19 protein-coding genes are annotated in these 16129 nt (G+C 62.2%); 7 read left to right on the top strand and 12 right to left on the bottom strand.

The genetic code is table 11. The annotated features are described in order from the left end of the window. Window positions 1-198: 198 nt before the first annotated feature. The 4 genes from BW43_RS23900 to BW43_RS23915 all read left to right on the top strand — a co-directional run bounded on the left by BW43_RS23900 (window position 199) and on the right by BW43_RS23915 (window position 5367). Complete coding sequence (locus BW43_RS23900) at window positions 199-441, top strand: exodeoxyribonuclease VII small subunit (protein WP_003176346.1); 243 nt, start codon at window positions 199-201, stop codon at window positions 439-441. Next, window positions 438-1325: a (2E,6E)-farnesyl diphosphate synthase gene (gene ispA / locus BW43_RS23905; protein ID WP_032884572.1), complete on the top strand. Its 888-nt coding sequence runs from the start codon at window positions 438-440 to the stop codon at window positions 1323-1325. The genes BW43_RS23900 and ispA overlap by 4 nt, the downstream gene beginning before the upstream one ends. A gap of 111 nt (window positions 1326-1436) precedes the next feature. Continuing rightward, window positions 1437-3335 carry a 1-deoxy-D-xylulose-5-phosphate synthase gene (gene dxs / locus BW43_RS23910; RefSeq protein ID WP_032884571.1) on the top strand — a complete coding sequence of 633 codons (1899 nt, stop codon included), beginning with the start codon at window positions 1437-1439 and terminating at the stop codon, window positions 3333-3335. A 142-nt stretch (window positions 3336-3477) separates the two neighbouring features. Next, window positions 3478-5367, top strand: coding sequence for a TonB-dependent receptor domain-containing protein (locus BW43_RS23915; protein WP_032884570.1), 1890 nt, complete (start codon window positions 3478-3480; stop codon window positions 5365-5367). 19 nt (window positions 5368-5386) lie between these two features. Here BW43_RS23915 and BW43_RS23920 read toward each other — a convergent pair whose 3' ends face one another. The 11 genes from BW43_RS23920 to nrdR all read right to left on the bottom strand — a co-directional run bounded on the left by BW43_RS23920 (window position 5387) and on the right by nrdR (window position 13592). After that, window positions 5387-6175 (bottom strand): cobalamin-binding protein, encoded by a 789-nt coding sequence (locus BW43_RS23920; RefSeq protein WP_032884569.1) that lies wholly within the window; start codon window positions 6173-6175, stop codon window positions 5387-5389. Beyond that, entirely contained in the window at window positions 6172-6588 is a 417-nt protein-coding gene (locus BW43_RS23925; RefSeq protein ID WP_032884568.1) for a nuclear FMR1 interacting 1 family protein, read from the bottom strand. Before BW43_RS23925 ends, BW43_RS23920 begins: the two co-directional genes overlap by 4 nt. Beyond that, window positions 6585-7202 carry a GTP cyclohydrolase II gene (gene ribA / locus BW43_RS23930; RefSeq protein WP_032884567.1) on the bottom strand — a complete coding sequence of 206 codons (618 nt, stop codon included), beginning with the start codon at window positions 7200-7202 and terminating at the stop codon, window positions 6585-6587. Before ribA ends, BW43_RS23925 begins: the two co-directional genes overlap by 4 nt. A 128-nt stretch (window positions 7203-7330) precedes the next feature. After that, on the bottom strand, window positions 7331-8059 hold the full coding sequence (locus tag BW43_RS23935) for an ABC transporter substrate-binding protein (protein ID WP_032884566.1): 729 nt from the start codon (window positions 8057-8059) through the stop codon (window positions 7331-7333). Between the two features lie 66 nt (window positions 8060-8125). After that, window positions 8126-9091, bottom strand: coding sequence for a thiamine-phosphate kinase (thiL, locus tag BW43_RS23940; protein WP_032884565.1), 966 nt, complete (start codon window positions 9089-9091; stop codon window positions 8126-8128). An 18-nt stretch (window positions 9092-9109) separates the two neighbouring features. Beyond that, complete coding sequence (nusB, locus tag BW43_RS23945) at window positions 9110-9610, bottom strand: transcription antitermination factor NusB (protein ID WP_032884564.1); 501 nt, start codon at window positions 9608-9610, stop codon at window positions 9110-9112. Then, entirely contained in the window at window positions 9607-10083 is a 477-nt protein-coding gene (gene ribE / locus BW43_RS23950) for a 6,7-dimethyl-8-ribityllumazine synthase (protein ID WP_003176356.1), read from the bottom strand. Before ribE ends, nusB begins: the two co-directional genes overlap by 4 nt. 88 nt (window positions 10084-10171) lie before the next feature. After that, complete coding sequence (gene ribBA, locus BW43_RS23955) at window positions 10172-11263, bottom strand: bifunctional 3,4-dihydroxy-2-butanone-4-phosphate synthase/GTP cyclohydrolase II (protein ID WP_032884563.1); 1092 nt, start codon at window positions 11261-11263, stop codon at window positions 10172-10174. Window positions 11264-11278: 15 nt separating this feature from the next. Beyond that, window positions 11279-11941 (bottom strand): riboflavin synthase, encoded by a 663-nt coding sequence (locus BW43_RS23960; RefSeq protein ID WP_032884562.1) that lies wholly within the window; start codon window positions 11939-11941, stop codon window positions 11279-11281. A 47-nt stretch (window positions 11942-11988) separates the two neighbouring features. Further along, entirely contained in the window at window positions 11989-13125 is a 1137-nt protein-coding gene (gene ribD / locus BW43_RS23965; protein ID WP_032884561.1) for a bifunctional diaminohydroxyphosphoribosylaminopyrimidine deaminase/5-amino-6-(5-phosphoribosylamino)uracil reductase RibD, read from the bottom strand. After that, entirely contained in the window at window positions 13122-13592 is a 471-nt protein-coding gene (gene nrdR, locus BW43_RS23970; RefSeq protein ID WP_163033267.1) for a transcriptional regulator NrdR, read from the bottom strand. Before nrdR ends, ribD begins: the two co-directional genes overlap by 4 nt. 139 nt (window positions 13593-13731) lie before the next feature. On the opposite strand from nrdR, the gene BW43_RS23975 reads away from it, so the two are divergent. The 3 genes from BW43_RS23975 to trxA are packed head-to-tail and all read left to right on the top strand — an operon-like array spanning window position 13732 to window position 15751. Further along, the gene (locus BW43_RS23975; protein ID WP_032884559.1) at window positions 13732-14187 is read left to right on the top strand and encodes a YbaY family lipoprotein; all 456 of its coding nucleotides are present in this window, start codon (window positions 13732-13734) and stop codon (window positions 14185-14187) included. Next, window positions 14184-14846 carry a methyltransferase gene (locus tag BW43_RS23980; protein ID WP_032884558.1) on the top strand — a complete coding sequence of 221 codons (663 nt, stop codon included), beginning with the start codon at window positions 14184-14186 and terminating at the stop codon, window positions 14844-14846. Before BW43_RS23975 ends, BW43_RS23980 begins: the two co-directional genes overlap by 4 nt. 32 nt (window positions 14847-14878) lie before the next feature. Next, a complete protein-coding gene (gene trxA, locus BW43_RS23985) occupies window positions 14879-15751 on the top strand; it encodes a thioredoxin (protein ID WP_032884557.1) in 873 nt (290 codons plus the stop codon). Here trxA and BW43_RS23990 read toward each other — a convergent pair. After that, window positions 15748-16095: a hypothetical protein gene (locus BW43_RS23990; protein WP_032884556.1), complete on the bottom strand. Its 348-nt coding sequence runs from the start codon at window positions 16093-16095 to the stop codon at window positions 15748-15750. The genes trxA and BW43_RS23990 overlap by 4 nt on opposite strands. Window positions 16096-16129 lie beyond the last annotated feature (34 nt).

Genomic DNA, 16129 nt, shown 5'->3' with positions numbered 1-16129 from the left:
GCCCGTTCACGCTCAACTTGCTTGAAGCTTGGCAACTGTTTTGCAACTGCCGGCAACATCCCCATCCCGCGTGTTGCGGGACCACCTGTGTTCAATCGACGGTGCGATTTACCACCTCGTAATTCCCACCACTCATTTGCCCCACTCCCCCATGTCTGCTAGTGTCCCGCCGGTTTACCGTCTACCGGAATAGCCGCCATGGCCCGCAAAAAAGTTGCACTCGATTTCGAACAATCCCTCGCCGACCTGCAAACCCTGGTCGAGCGTCTGGAGAATGGCGAGTTGTCGCTGGAGGACTCGCTGACGGCGTTTGAGCAAGGCATCGGCCTGACTCGCGACTGCCAGAGCGCGCTGGCGCAGGCGGAGCAGAAGGTGCAGGTGTTGCTGGAGCGTGACGGGGAGTTGGCCGAAGAACCTTTCGATGCGGAACAGCCGGAATGATCGACGCGTATCAGGCCAGTAGCCAAGCCCGGGTGAATGCGGCGCTGGAGCCCTTGTTTGTTGCGCCCAGCCCAGAAATGAACCGTCTCTATGCAGCCATGCGCTATAGCGTGATGAATGGCGGCAAGCGTGTGCGCCCGTTGCTGGCGTATGCGGCGTGTGAAGCCCTCGGTGCGCCTGCCGAGCAGGCCAACGGCGCGGCGTGTGCGGTGGAGCTGATCCACGCTTATTCCCTGGTACACGACGATTTGCCGGCAATGGACGACGACGATCTGCGTCGCGGCCAGCCAACCACTCATAAAGCCTTTGATGAAGCCTATGCGATTCTGGCCGGTGACGGCCTTCAAAGCCTGGCGTTCAGCGCATTGCTGGACCCGGGCTTGAGCAGCGTCAACGCCGAGACTCGCCTGCGCATGGTCACCGCCCTCGCCCACGCTGCCGGCCCGGCCGGTATGGTCGGTGGGCAGGCGATCGACATGGGTTCGGTCAGTCTCAAGCTGGATCAAAAAGCTCTGGAACATATGCATCGCCACAAGACCGGCGCGCTCATAGAGGCTGCCGTGCACCTCGGTGCCCTGGCCAGTGGCCGTGCCGAAGCTGCACAGTTGGCGGCCTTGCAGACGTATTCCCGGGCCATCGGCCTGGCTTTCCAAGTGCAGGACGACATTCTCGACGTGGAAAGTGACACGGCCACCTTGGGCAAGCGCCAAGGTGCCGATATCGCACGGGACAAACCGACTTATCCTGCGCTACTTGGTCTCGACGCTGCCAAGGCATATGCCCTGGAACTGCGCGACCAGGCCCTGGACGCCCTGCGACCTTTCGACGCGGCAGCCGCGCCACTGCGTGACCTGGCGCGGTATATCGTCGAACGCCGCCACTGATAACAGCGGCCATTGCAGCCGCATATCGGCCAAGTTCGGCGCTCTGCGTGGGCAGTTTGCGATGCTTGAGGTAAACTGCCGCCTCTTCTTATACCTATAACGATTCGCCTGATGCCCACGACGTTTCAAGAGATTCCCCGCAAGCGCCCGTCCACGCCCCTGCTCGACCGTGCTGTCACGCCGGACGGCCTGCGTCGTCTGGGTGAAGCCGAGCTGGAAACCCTGGCCGATGAACTGCGCCTGGAATTGCTCTACACGGTCGGTCAGACCGGTGGGCATTTTGGTGCAGGCCTGGGCGTCATCGAGCTGACCATCGCGTTGCATTACGTGTTCGATACCCCGGACGACCGGCTGGTGTGGGACGTGGGCCATCAGGCGTATCCGCATAAAATCCTCACCGGCCGACGCGAGCGCATGAGTACCCTGCGCCAAAAGGACGGTGTTGCCGCCTTCCCGCGTCGCGCCGAGAGCGAGTACGACACCTTTGGCGTCGGTCACTCCAGCACCTCTATCAGTGCAGCGCTGGGCATGGCGATTGCCGCCCGCCTGCAAAACAGTGATCGCAAGGCGATTGCGGTGATCGGTGATGGCGCGTTGACCGCCGGCATGGCCTTCGAAGCGCTGAACCATGCGCCTGAAGTGAACGCCAACATGTTGGTGATCCTCAATGACAACGACATGTCGATCTCTCGCAATGTCGGTGGCCTGTCCAACTACCTGGCAAAAATCCTCTCCAGCCGTACCTACGCCAGCATGCGCGAAGGCAGCAAGAAGGTGCTCTCGCGTCTGCCCGGCGCGTGGGAAATTGCCCGACGCACCGAAGAATATGCCAAGGGCATGCTTGTCCCCGGCACCCTGTTCGAAGAGCTGGGCTGGAACTACATCGGCCCTATCGACGGCCACGACCTGCCCACTCTGATCGCCACGCTGCGTAACATGCGCGACCTCAAAGGCCCGCAGTTCCTGCATATCGTCACCAAGAAAGGTAAAGGCTTCGCCCCGGCGGAAGTCGACCCGATTGGTTACCACGCGATCACCAAGCTGGAACCTGTGGACGCCCCAGCCGCTGCGCCGAAAAAGGCCAGCGGGCCGAAGTATTCCGGTGTGTTTGGCGAATGGCTGTGCGACATGGCCGCTGCCGACTCGCGCCTGGTGGGCATTACCCCGGCGATGAAGGAAGGCTCCGACCTGGTGGCGTTCAGCGAGCGTTTCCCGCTGCGCTATTTCGACGTGGCGATTGCCGAGCAGCACGCGGTGACTTTCGCCGCCGGCATGGCCTGTGAAGGCGCCAAGCCAGTAGTAGCGATTTACTCCACTTTCCTGCAACGCGGTTATGACCAGCTCATTCACGATGTGGCGGTGCAGAACCTTGACGTGCTGTTCGCCATCGACCGCGCGGGTCTTGTAGGCGAAGACGGCCCAACTCACGCCGGCAGCTTCGACCTGTCGTACCTGCGTTGCATCCCCGGCATGCTGGTAATGACGCCGAGCGACGAGAACGAACTGCGCAAGATGCTCAGCACTGGCCACCTGTATAACGGCCCGGCCGCCGTGCGTTACCCGCGTGGTAATGGCCCGAATGCAGTGATCGACAAAGATCTGGAGCCGATCGAGATCGGCAAAGGCATCGTGCGTCGACAGGGCAGCCAGGTCGCGTTCCTGGTGTTCGGCGTGCAATTGGCCGAAGCACTGAAAGTCGCCGAAAAGATCGACGCGACCGTGGTGGATATGCGCTTCGTCAAACCGCTGGATGAAGCCTTGGTACGCGAGATCGCCGGTAGCCATGAGTTGCTGGTGACCGTTGAAGAGAACGCCATCATGGGCGGCGCCGGCGCGGCAGTCAGTGAGTTCCTGGCACGGGAGAATATCCTCAAGTCGGTGCTGCACCTGGGCTTGCCGGATGTGTACGTCGAACACGCCAAGCCAGCGCAGATGCTGGCGGAGTGCGGCTTGGACGAAGCAGGGATCGAGGCTTCGGTGCGCGCACGAATGGCGCTGCTGGACCTGTAGAAACCGGATCAACATGTGGGAGGGGGCTTGCCCCCGATAGCGGCAGTTCAGTCAACAACTTTGCTGACTGACAGGCCGCCATCGGGGGGCAAGCGCCCTCCCACATTTGATTTGTGTCACCTTCAAAAGCTGTGAACAGTCTATGAATCGCCTGTACCTTGCCCTGCTGCTTCTGCCCTCCCCTGAATTGCTCGCCGAAACCCGCGACGAGGCCCTGAAGCTCCCCGAAGTGGTCATCAGCGCAAACCGTCAGGTGCAGGCGCGCAACGACAGCAGCGCCGCCAACTCCGTCTTCACCCGCGACGACATCGACCGCCTGCAACCGACCAGCCTCACTGACCTGCTCAGCCGAGTGCCCGGCGCGCAAGTCGCGCGAACCGGCGGACGCGGCAGTTTGCCGGGGATCTACCTACGCGGCACTAAATCCGCCCAGAGCCTGGTGCTGGTGGACGGCCAGCGCATCGCCAACACCACGTCCGGCGACAGCGGCCTGCAATACCTGAATATCGACCAGATTGAGCGCGTGGAAGTCCTGCGCGGCTCGCGCTCGGTGATCTACGGTAGCGATGCCATTGGCGGCGTAATCCAAGTGTTCACCCGGCGCAACGCCGAGCAAGGCCTGCAACCGCGCGTGAAACTGGGTTTTGGCAGCAATAACACTTGGGAGCGCAGCCTCGGTCTCTCGGGTGGCGATGAACACACGCGCTTCAACCTCGGGGCGAGCCTGGATGAAACTGCCGGGATCAATTCGACCCACGAATCCTTCCCCAGCGACGGCGACCATGATGCCTATCGCAACCAATCGGTGAGCCTGAACCTCAGCCATTCGTTCAGCGATGCGCTGGAGGTGGGTTTCAACCTGCTGGATAACCGTGGCAAGTCGGAGTACGACAACAGCTTCGGCCGCTACGACATCGTCACCAAGCAGACTGTTGGGCAAAAACCCTACACCGACTACGCCGTGAGCAGCGCCAGCGGTTATATCGACGCCACGTTCAGTGAGCGCTGGCAATCGCGCGTGGAACTGGGCCACAGCGAGAACCGTGACACCAAACGCGACACCCTCAGTGATTATTTCAGCGCATTCAACACCTACCGCGACTCCGTCAACTGGCAGAACGACCTGACCCTGGATGAACAGAACAGCCTGATCTTGGGCGGTGACTGGTACGAAGACCGCTTCCACGGCTCCACCACTTTCACCGAAAACAGCCGCTGGAACCGCGCCGCCTTTGTGCAGCACCGCTTCCGCAGCGAACGGTTCTCCACAGAGCTGGGGCTGCGCCACGACGAGAACCAGCAGTTCGGCGGCCAGAACAGCTGGAGCGGTACGCTCACCGTGCCGGTCAATCCCGACAATGACCTGTTACTGAGTTACAGCGAAGGATTCCGTGCGCCGAGCTTCAACGACCTGTATTACCCGCAAACGCAATACAGCAACCCCAACCTGCAACCCGAAACCTCGAAAAGCTACGAACTGCAATGGCGCAGCCAACTGAGTGACAGCACGCGCCTGGAAGCCTCGGTGTACCGCACCGACCTGAGCAATGCGATCATCCTCGACCGTACCGGCAAGCCCCAGAATGTGGCATCGGCGCGCATCGATGGCTTTGAAGCGGCGCTGAAACAGGAACTGTTCGGCTGGCAGGGCAACCTCGGTGTTTCGATCATCGACCCGCGCGACCGGGACAGCGGCCACACCTTGGCCCGTCGTGCACGCCGCACATTGAGCCTGGATATGGATCGGCAATTCGATCAGGTGGGCGTGGGCGCCAGTTGGCAGGCCATCAGCAATAGCTACGACAATGAAGACAACACGCAGCGCCTGGGCGGCTACGGATTGCTCGGGTTGCGCAGCAGTTGGGCGGTTAGCCGAGAAGTAGCGCTGTCGCTGAAGGTTGATAACGTGCTGGATAAATCCTATTCGCGGGCACGTTATAGCTACAACGATCCGGCATTTCTGAACAATCAGGATTACCGTGAAGAGGGCCGGGCGTGGATGTTTGGTGTGACCTGGACACCTGAAATCTGATTGTCGCCTGGTACTGGCTTCATCGGCTCGGGGCAATTACCTGACACAGCCGCGCCAGCGCTTCCAGCATCTGCCCGCTGGGCCGTTCCAGGCCTTTGTCCGGAACCAACTGTACCCGCGCCGCCATGCTTGGCCAGGCCTTCCAGGCGTCCTTCTGAGCCTGATCGCCCACCAGAATCATCTCGGGATTACGTTGCAACACCGACTCGATGCTGACCTGCGGTGCGGGTAGCTTCAGGTCGTCAAACACGTTGCGCGCACCGCACACGCTCAGCGCGTCGCTGATGATCTGGCCACCGCCCACGGTGTACAGCGGCTGGTTCCACACCTGATAGAACACCCGCAACGGTTCGACACGTTGATAACGCTGGCGCAACCCGGCCAGGCGCTCGCGCAGTTGCGCGGCCAATTGCCGGCCGGCGTCGGCACGGCCTAATTGCTCGGCTATGGCCTGGACTTGGGCGGTCAACTGTTCGAGGCTATGAGGTTCGGCGACGTACACCGGAATATTCAGGCGTTGCAGCTGCTCGCGCTGGGCCGGGCCGACACTGCCGGGCCACAGCAGAATCAGGTCGGGATTGAGGCTGAGCAGGCGCTCCATGTCTAACTGGCCGTAATGCCCCACCGATGGCACCTTCACCAACTCGGCCGGCCGTTCGCCGCCATCAAGCACGCCTACCAGCAGATCGGCAGCACCCAATTCGACCACGATTTCAGACAGGGATGGCGCCAGGCTCACCACCCGCTCGGCGGCCAAGGCCTGTGCACTCAGTGTCAGCAGCAGAAGCGCCAGCCAGCGGTGCATCATCCGAGTTGACGGGGAATGCGGTAGAGGTAAAACAGCACCATCGTCGACAGCGCCAGCAGGAACAGCGGCACCGCTTCCAGGCCAACGAACACCGCCAGCGCGCCCACCCACGCGGGAATCGCCGCCACCAGCAAAGCCGTGCGCCGGCAAGCCGCGAGGGTGATCCAGGCAGCCGGTTCTTCGGGAGTATCGAGAGCTTTTGAGGTGGCGATCAGCGCGTGTTTATAGCCGTGGAAGTAACGCAGGCTTAGGAACATCGAGGCCACGCCAGCGATGAAGAACGGCATCGCCAGAACGGGCAGCAGCGCTACCTGGCCAAACACCAGGTTGAGCACGAACAACGGAAGCAGCGCCAGGGCCAGGTACTGCCACCAGTTGAAGGACAGTCGCCGCTTTACCTGGCCACGGGTCACGCGCGGTCGACCTCGCCCTGATGCTCGTTGCCCATCATATGGTCGAGCTTGCTGGCTTTGGTCGCCAGATAGAGCTTGTTGTGGGGGTTTTGCCCGGTATGCAGCGGCACACGCTCGGCCACGGTGATGCCCATCTCGGTCAAGGCTTTGACCTTGCGCGGGTTGTTGGTCATCAGACGCAGGGATTTCACGCCCAGGTGCTCAAGCATTGGCAGGCAGATCGCGTAGTCACGCTGGTCTGCAGCGAAACCCAGGCGCTCGTTGGCCTCAACGGTATCAGCGCCGCCGTCTTGCAGCTCGTAGGCGCGGATTTTGTTCAGCAGGCCAATACCGCGGCCTTCCTGGCGCAGATACAGCAGCACGCCACGGCCTTCACGGGCGATGGCGCGCATGGCCGCCTCCAGTTGCGAGCCGCAGTCACAGCGCTGGCTGAACAACGCATCGCCGGTCAGGCACTCGGAATGCACACGACCCAGTACTGGCGCGCCATCCGCGATATCGCCGAGGCTGAGCACAACGTGCTCACGCCCGGTGGCTTCTTCGAGAAAGCCGTTCATGGTGAACGTGGCAAAAGGGGTAGGCAGCTTGGAAGCGGCGACGAAAACGACGGGCACCGTGTGCTCCTGATTTCAGATTTTACAGAGGCGGGCATTGTAACAGCAGGTTCCTGCACACGCTTAAGCTGAATGATCGCTGATAAAGATCAATCGGTTCGATTGGCCTTCATCTCGGTTCTATGCAGTTAGAAGGGATACGGCAGGTTCCAGCGCTGGAAGATCGGCTTCAGCACGCCGCTTTTGACCAGCACGGCCATGCGCTGATCGTACACGGTGCGTAACGAACGGCCGCGCTCGGTATCGGCAAAGCCAACGTATAGCGGCAGGTCGATGATGTGGGTAAGCCTGAACGTGGAAGGGTCTCGCGCCTGTTTGAGGACGTATTGCGTTTCGCTGAGGGCATCGATGTAGAAATCGGCCCGACCATGCTGGAGCATCGGTAAAATCCCATCGCGCCGCTGGATCTGGTTGAAACGTCGCACATTGGGCAAGTACGCCTCGTACCGATAGCCGCGTACCCAGGCCAGGCGGTATTCGCCCAGCGTTGCGGCGCTCGGAGTCGGGGAGGTTGCCAGCCCAAGGGCGTAGATAGCGTCGGAGTCCAACTTCCAGTGCGGGTAAAGGACGCCCGTGACCTCGTCACGGTAAGAGCCGACCCAACCATCTACCTCACCGCGCTGGGCCAGGCCCACCGAGCGGGTATAGGGCTCGATGCGGGTGTGCAGAGTGATCCCGACCGGCTCGAAGACCTGCCGCAGCACATCCCAGGCCAGACCGCTGCCGTCCGCATTGGTGTAGCCGTCCCAAGCCTCACTGGCAAGCATGATCTTGCCTGGTACAACAGACTCATCCTGCGCCAGGACCCACGCCGGAATGACACACAGCAGTGTCAGCAGCCAGTGGCGCACATCCATGGGTACGACCTCCTGCAATGCCTTGCTTGTGTAATGACGTAGTAGAGGGTAGCGCAGCACGCCGACTCAGGGCGTCTCGCGAAAGTGCTGATAACCCCGGATGGCCGGAGTGATGTCCTGCCCGTTGGCGTCGAGGAGCGTCACACCCTGCCCCGCCTGGACACGACCAATAACGTGCACCGGCCAACCTGCGGCCAGCAGCGGTGCCAACTCGACGGACGGCAAGGTGAAGGCCAGCACGTAGTCGTCGCCACCGCTCAATGCAGCCACCCGCGCCTGGTCATCACCGACAAACGCCAGCAAGGCGCTGGACAGCGGAAGCTTCTGACGCTCGATCAACAGGCTGACGGCCGACGCCTTGGCGATATGCCCGCAATCGGCCAACAGCCCGTCGGAGATATCCATCGCAGCCGTCGCCTTGCCCCGCAGCGCCAGCCCTAAAGCCAACTGTGGCTGCGGTGACCAGTAATGGGCCAGCAGAGGATCAGCGATGGCCGCATCGGCGTTGCGCTGGCCCAGCACGAGTGGCAAGGCGCCAGCGGCATTGCCCAACTCACCGCCCACGCACAGCAGGTCCCCCGGCTGCGCACCGCTGCGCGTCAACGCTTGGCCCGCTGGCACACGGCCGAACACCGTCAGGGTCAAACTGAGCGGCCCCCGCGTGGTGTCGCCGCCCACCAAGCCCACGCCGCAGCTTAGCGCCATGGCGTTCAAACCCTGGGCATAGCGTTGCAACCAGTCGGCATCGACGGTGGGCGTAGTGAGTGCAAGGGTAAACGCGAGGGGGTTGGCGCCCATGGCAGCCAGATCGCTCACCGCCACCGCCAGCGAACGCTGACCGAGCAGGAACGGATCGCAAGGGTCGGCAAAGTGCACGCCGGCCACTAAGGTATCGGTGGAGATTGCCAGTTGCTCCCCGGCAGGGAGCGCCAGCAGTGCGCAGTCGTCGCCGATCCCCAAGGCAATGCCCTCGCCGCCCTGCGCACAGGGCGCGGCGGCAAAGTACTTGTGGATCAGCTCAAACTCGCCCATCGAGAACTCAAGCGCAACTTAGCGCTTGTGTTCCTTCACTTCGGCTTCACGCAGGCGCGGAGCCAGCTTGTCGAGCACGCCGTTGACGAACTTGTGACCGTCGGTCGAACCATAGACTTTCGCCAGCTCGATACCTTCGTTGATCACCACGCGGTACGGCACGTCGACGCGCTTGAGCAGTTCCCAGGTGGACAGGCGCAGTACTGCCAGTTCAACCGGGTCCAGCTCTTCAAGGGTCAGGTCCAGGCACGGCGTCAGTGCAGCGTCGATCTCGGTCAGGTTGGCCGGAACGCCGTGCAGGATGTCGTGGAAGTAGCTCTGGTCGGCAAAGGTGAAGTCGTTGTCGACGCGAAATTGCGCTTCGATTTCGTTCAGCGAAGTACCGGCCATATGGCGCTGGTACAACGCCTGGGTGGCGAGCTGACGGGCAGCACGGCGCTTTTCGCTCTTCGAAGGTTTGCCGGCGTCCGCTGGACGCTCGTCGCGCGGGTTGAAACGATCGCTCTCGTCGGAAATCACTTGGCCTCCAACTGCGACAGCAGGCTGACCATTTCCAGCGCGGACAGAGCAGCTTCAGCGCCTTTGTTGCCGGCCTTGGTGCCGGAGCGCTCGATGGCTTGCTCGATGGAATCAACGGTCAGTACGCCGAAAGCGACTGGCACGCCGAACTCCATGGACACCTGGGCCAGGCCCTTGGTGCATTCGCCGGCCACGTATTCGAAGTGCGGGGTACCGCCACGAATCACAGCGCCCAGGGCGATGATTGCTGCGTATTCACCCTGCTGAGCAACTTTTTGCGCAACCAGTGGAATTTCGAAGGCGCCAGGGGCACGGATAATCGTGATATCGCTTTCGCTCACACCGTGGCGAACCAGGGCATCCACGGCACCGCTTACCAGGCTTTCAACCACGAAGCTGTTGAAGCGGCCAACCACCAGGGCATAGCGGCCTTTGGGGGCGATGAAGGTACCTTCGATGGTCTTCAGGGTCATTCGACAAATCTCTTAAAGAGCCGGGACGCGAAAAGTGCGTCCCTCAGTGATGATTTAACCGCGAACAAGGGGCAAAAGACGCCAGCCTTTATTCGGAGGGCACGTATTCTACAACTTCCAGATCGAATCCGGATATCGCATTAAATTTCATCGGTGCGCTCATGAGGCGCATTTTGCGCACACCGAGGTCACGCAGGATCTGCGAACCGGCACCGACGATGCTGTAGGTGGTCGGTGTTTTAACCTGGGTCTGCTCGGCGGTCTCGCGGATATGGGCAAGCAATACATCGCCGTCCACCGGGTTACCCAGCAGCAGCACCACACCGCTGCCCGCCTCGGACACCGCAGCCATCGCGGCGCGCAGGCTCCAACGGCCCGGTTGCTTGACCATCAACAGGTCGCGCAGCGGGTCCATGTTGTGCACACGCACCAGGGTCGGTTCGTCTGCGCTGATGGTGCCCAGGGTCAGGGCCATGTGCACATCGCCCTCCACTGAATCGCGATAGGTCACCAAATTGAATTGGCCCAGTTCGCTGTCCAGTGGCTGCTCGGCAATCCGCTGAACGGTACGTTCGTGGATCATCCGGTAGTGAATCAAGTCGGCAATGGTGCCTATCTTGATGTTGTGCTCGGCGGCAAATGCTTCGAGTTCGGCGCGACGAGCCATGGTGCCGTCGTCGTTCATCACTTCGCAGATCACACCGCTCGGCTCGAAACCGGCCATGCGCGCCAGGTCGCAGGCTGCTTCTGTGTGGCCGGCACGGGCCAGGGTGCCACCCGGTTGAGCCATCAGCGGGAAGATGTGGCCTGGGCTGACGATGTCTTCGGCCTTGGCGTCTTTGGCGGCAGCGGCTTGAACGGTGCGGGCGCGGTCAGCGGCGGAAATGCCGGTGGTCACGCCTGTGGTCGCTTCAATCGACACGGTGAACTTGGTACCAAAACCCGAGCCGTTACGCGGCGCCATCAACGGCAGCTTGAGCAGCTCGCAGCGCTCGCGGCTCATGGGCATGCAGATCAGCCCGCGAGCGTGCTTGGCCATGAAGTTGATGTGCTCAGGCTTGCAGGCCTCGGCGGCCATGATGATGTCGCCTTCGTTTTCGCGGTCTTCGTCATCCATCAGGATGACCATCTTGCCTTGGCGGATGTCTTCAACCAGTTCTTCGATGTTATTGAGCGCCACGCGGCACCCCCTTGGTCAGGATTTCAGGTAGCCGTTAGCGGCCAAAAAACTCTCAGTGATGTTCCCAGTTGCAGGCTCTGCGGCCTTATCGCCCATCAGCAGGCGCTCCAGGTAACGGGCAAGCAAGTCGACTTCCAGGTTCACCCGGCGACCAGGCTGGTACGACGCCATGATGGTTTCGCTCAGGGTGTGGGGAATGATGGTCAGTTCAAATTCGGCGCCATTCACGGCGTTCACGGTCAGGCTGGTGCCGTCGACAGTGATCGAACCTTTGTGGGCAATGTATTTGGCCAGCTCTTTGGGCGCGCGGATGCGGAATTCCACGGCGCGGGCATTTTCGCTGCGGGCAACGACTTCGCCGACACCGTCGACGTGGCCGCTGACCAGGTGACCACCGAGACGGGTGGTGGGCGTCAGGGCTTTTTCGAGGTTGACCGGGCTGCCGGCCTTGAGGTCATTCATCGCGGTGCAGTCCAGGGTTTCCCGGCTGACGTCGGCGGCAAAGCCGTTGCCCGGCAGTTCGATGACGGTCAGGCACACGCCGCTGACGGCGATGCTGTCGCCCAGCTTGACGTCGCCGAGGTCGAGCTTGCCGGTTTCAACCAGCAGGCGCACGTCGCCGCCCTTGGGGGTCATGGCGCGAATGCTGCCGATGGATTCGATAATGCCGGTGAACATGGCCTTCTCCTGGAAAACGGGGCGGGCACTTGAGCGCCCGGTCAGAATTATACGCTCGCTGCTGGCACAGGGATGGCAGTGACTCGCCAGTCGTCGCCTACAGCGCGCATTTCAGTGATCTTGAGTTGGGGGGCATCGGCCAGTTTCTCAAGCGGCCAGTCCAGCAAAGGCCGGGCAGCGGAGCCGAGGAACTTGCCGGCGACGAAAATCACGTATTCGTCCACCAGACCTTGCTGGGCAAACGCCCCTGCCAGGCTTGGGCCAGCTTCCACCAAGACTTCGTTGACGCCACGGGCGGCCAGCGCCACCAGCGCCGAGCGCAGATCGACCTGGCCTTCTACGCCTGGCACCACCAGACACTCGGGGCCTCGGGGGAACTGGTTTTCCGGGGTGACACAGGTGATGACCAATGCCGGGCCCGCCTTAAAGAAGGGTGCGTTGAGCGGCACCCGCAGGCGGCCGTCGATCAACACACGCAACGGCGGGCGCGACATGGCCAGGGCGGTGGTTTCTTCATCCAGTCCCAGCTCGGCAGCACGGACGGTAAGCCGCGCACCGTCAGCCAACACCGTGTCGGCGCCAGTCAGCACCACGCTGGCCTCGGCGCGCAGGCGCTGCACGGCGGCGCGGGCGGCGGGACCGGTGATCCATTGGCTTTCGCCGCTGGCCATCGCGGTACGACCGTCCAGACTCATCGCCATTTTGATCCGCACGAACGGCAACCCGTGTTCCATGCGTTTGAGAAAGCCTTTGTTGAGCGCCCGCGCCTCACCTTCCAGTACGCCACTGCGCACCTCGATCCCGGCCTGGGCCAAGCGCTGCATACCGCGCCCGGCAACTTCCGGGTTAGGGTCCTGCATCGCCGCGACCACCCGCGCCAGCCCGGCGCTCACCAGCGCATCGGCGCACGGCGGGGTGTGACCATAGTGGCTGCACGGTTCGAGGGTGACGTATGCCGTGGCGCCTCGGGCCTTATCGCCGGCAGCCCGCAAGGCATGCACTTCCGCATGGGGCTCGCCCGTGCGCACATGCCAGCCTTCGCCGACAACCTGCCCATCGCGCACAATCACGCAGCCAACACGCGGATTAGGGTGGGTGGTGTACAGGCCGTTGCGCGCCAGTTCAAGGGCGCGGGCCATGTAATGGGCGTCGAGGACAGTTTGTTCAGCAGAAGGAGGAATCATGGTTTGACCGGCTCACGGGCCAGGCGGTCGATCTCTTCGCGGAACTCATTGAGGTCCTGGAAGCGTCGATACACCGAAGCGAAACGGATATAGGCGACTTCGTCGAGCTTTTGCAGCTCGCCCATCACCAACTCTCCCACCACCAGGCTCTTGACCTCGCGCTCGCCAGTCGCTCGCAGCTTGTGCTTGATATGCGCCAGCGCCGCCTCCAGCCGCTCGACACTCACCGGGCGTTTTTCCAGCGCGCGTTGCATACCGGCGCGCAGTTTTTCTTCGTCGAAAGGCTGGCGGCTGCCGTCGGACTTGATCAGACGTGGCAATACCAGTTCGGCGGTTTCGAAGGTGGTGAAACGTTCACCGCAGCCAGAGGCCAGGCATTCGCGCCGGCGACGTACTTGATCGCCCTCGGCGACCAGACGCGAGTCAATGACCTTGGTGTCGTTGGCACCGCAGAAGGGACAGTGCATGGTGGCAGGCAACAAAAAAAGGGAGGGCCATGGTAGCGCATCCCTGTGGCAAGACAAGCCATAGCCTTTACGGTATACAGGCGGGCTATTATGTTTCTTACATTTCAAGCCACGGATTTTGTCCTTTCTGGAGCCGTACATGCAGTTACGACCACTTGTTTTGCTCACCCTGTTCAGTGTCCTGGTCGCCTGCAGCAGCGAAGCCCCCAAGCCGTCTGCGCCCCAACCGGTGCCTGCGCAGGAGAAAAAAGTCCCTGGCATTGAAGACCTGGGCCCCCTACCCGCCTACCAACGTGAAATCAACGGCAGCCTGACCAACGTCCCCGCCGGCGCCGAAGTCGAGATGGCCCTGCTGGTGATCGACGACCGTTCGCGCCCGCAACAACTGCTCGCCAGCAGCGTACTGACCGGCAACGGCAAGCCCGTGGCCTTCCGCCTGCGTTTTAACCCAGAGGCTTTCCCGGCCGGTGCACGGGTTGAGCTGCGTGGCCGCGCCAGCCAGTCCGGTCAGTTGATCCTGCACCTGCCCGCCGTACGCATCACCCAGGCAATCACCCAGACCACCGGCCCCCTGGAACTCGTCAAGGCACCATGACGCCCCCGTTGGACTTGCAGCGCGCCCTGAGCGAGCTGATCGGCGACGCGCAACTGGTGCCCTGCCCGCTGCCGGGCACCGAACTCTCGTTGTGGCTGTTGGATGCGGACAACATGGACCGCGCCTTCAGTCCCGAAGAAACCCGGCGCATTCTGCATGAGCCGCCCTACTGGAGTTTTTGCTGGGCCAGCGGCCTGGCATTGGCGCGGTATTTGGCGGCGAACCCCGAGTGGGTCGCGGGCAAGCGCGTGCTGGACTTCGGCGCCGGTTCCGGCGTGGCCGCGATTGCGGCGGTTAAGGCGGGCGCGGTGGAAGTAGTTGCCTGCGACCTGGATCCGCTCGCGTTGGCATCTTGCCGCGCCAATGCCGAGCTCAATAACGTGGAATTAACCTATTCGCCGGACTTCTTCGCCGAAGCCGATCGCTTCGACCTGATCCTGGTAGCCGATGTGCTTTACGATCGCGCCAACCTGCCACTGCTGGATCATTTCCTCAGCCGTGGCCGCGAAGCACTGGTGGCGGACTCACGGGTGCGCGACTTCCAACACCCGGCTTATCAGCGCCTGGAAATCCTCGATGCGCTGACGTTGCCGGACTTGGCCGAGCCTTGGGAGTTTCGCAAGGTGAGCCTGTACCATTCGCGGCGCCAGCCCTTATAGTTGCCCCATTCCCGCTTTATTCGAGACGCCCCATGAGTGAGCCCACGCCGTACATCTTCGACGTCACCGCCGCCAACTTCGACCAGGCCGTGATTCAGAACTCCTTCGAAAAACCCGTATTGGTGGATTTCTGGGCCGAGTGGTGCGCGCCCTGCAAGGCCTTGATGCCGATGCTGGCGCAGATTGCCGAGAGTTATCAGGGCGAGTTGCTGTTGGCGAAGGTCGATTGCGAAGCCGAGCAAGACATCGTTGCGCGCTTTGGTATTCAAAGCCTGCCGACGGTGGTGCTGTTCAAGGATGGCCAGCCGGTAGACGGGTTCGCCGGAGCCCAGCCGGAGTCGGCTGTGCGAGCGCTGTTGGCGCCGCACGTGCAGATGCCCGCGCCGAAGGCGGCGGATCCATTGGTACAGGCACAAACGTTGTTTGCCGAAGGGCGCATCAGCGACGCCGAAGCCGTACTCGTCGCGCTGCTGGGCGAGGACAACACCAACGCCGCCGCGCTGATTCTGTACGCACGCTGCCTGGCCGAACGCGGTGAGCTGGGTGAAGCCCAAACCGTGCTCGACGCAGTGAAAAGCGACGACCACAAAGCCGCGCTCGCCGGGGCCAAGGCGCAAATCACTTTCCTGCGCCAAGCCGCCGACCTGCCGGACGCCGCCGACTTGAAAAGCCGTCTGGCGCAAAACCCGCAGGACGATGAAGCTGCGTATCAGTTGAGCATCCAGCAACTGGCGCGTCAGCAGTACGACGCCGCGCTGGAAGGCCTCCTCAAGTTGTTTATCCGCAACCGCGGCTACAGCGAAGGCCTGCCGCACAAGACCCTGTTGCAAGTGTTCGAACTGCTGGGCAATGACCACCCGCTGGTCACCGTGTACCGCCGCAAGTTGTTTGCCGCGCTGTACTAATCACCGATCCAACTGTACAGCGGCGTATCCCCGCCGCTGCTCACCTTGACCTTAGCGCTGTGGCGCAGGCGCACCAACAGTCGCTTGCCCGCCGCAGCATCCCCCGCCAAACCTTCCAATCGATCAAGCAACTCCAGGCCGCTGAGTTGTCCGGCGTTGCGCAACAAGTCCTGGGCGTTCTGCCACAGGTCATCATTGTGTTTGACCGGCGCTACCGGCGCGGCGGCGGCGCTGGCTGCCGGCGCCGCCTGCAATTGCGCGCCCAACTTTGCCCAATCGCCGTCGTCCAGTTCCAGGGTTAAGTCCACCGGCAGGTCGCCGATGGTTCCACGAATTCGCAACATCGTCCTGACTCCTGCAGTTTTTCTGACGGGCATG

The sequence above is a fragment of the Pseudomonas sp. RIT357 genome (assembly GCF_000632245.1).
Lineage (GTDB): Bacteria > Pseudomonadota > Gammaproteobacteria > Pseudomonadales > Pseudomonadaceae > Aquipseudomonas > Aquipseudomonas sivasensis.
Note: the sequence above shows the minus strand (reverse complement) of the source record. Positions and strands in the feature narration are given on the sequence as shown.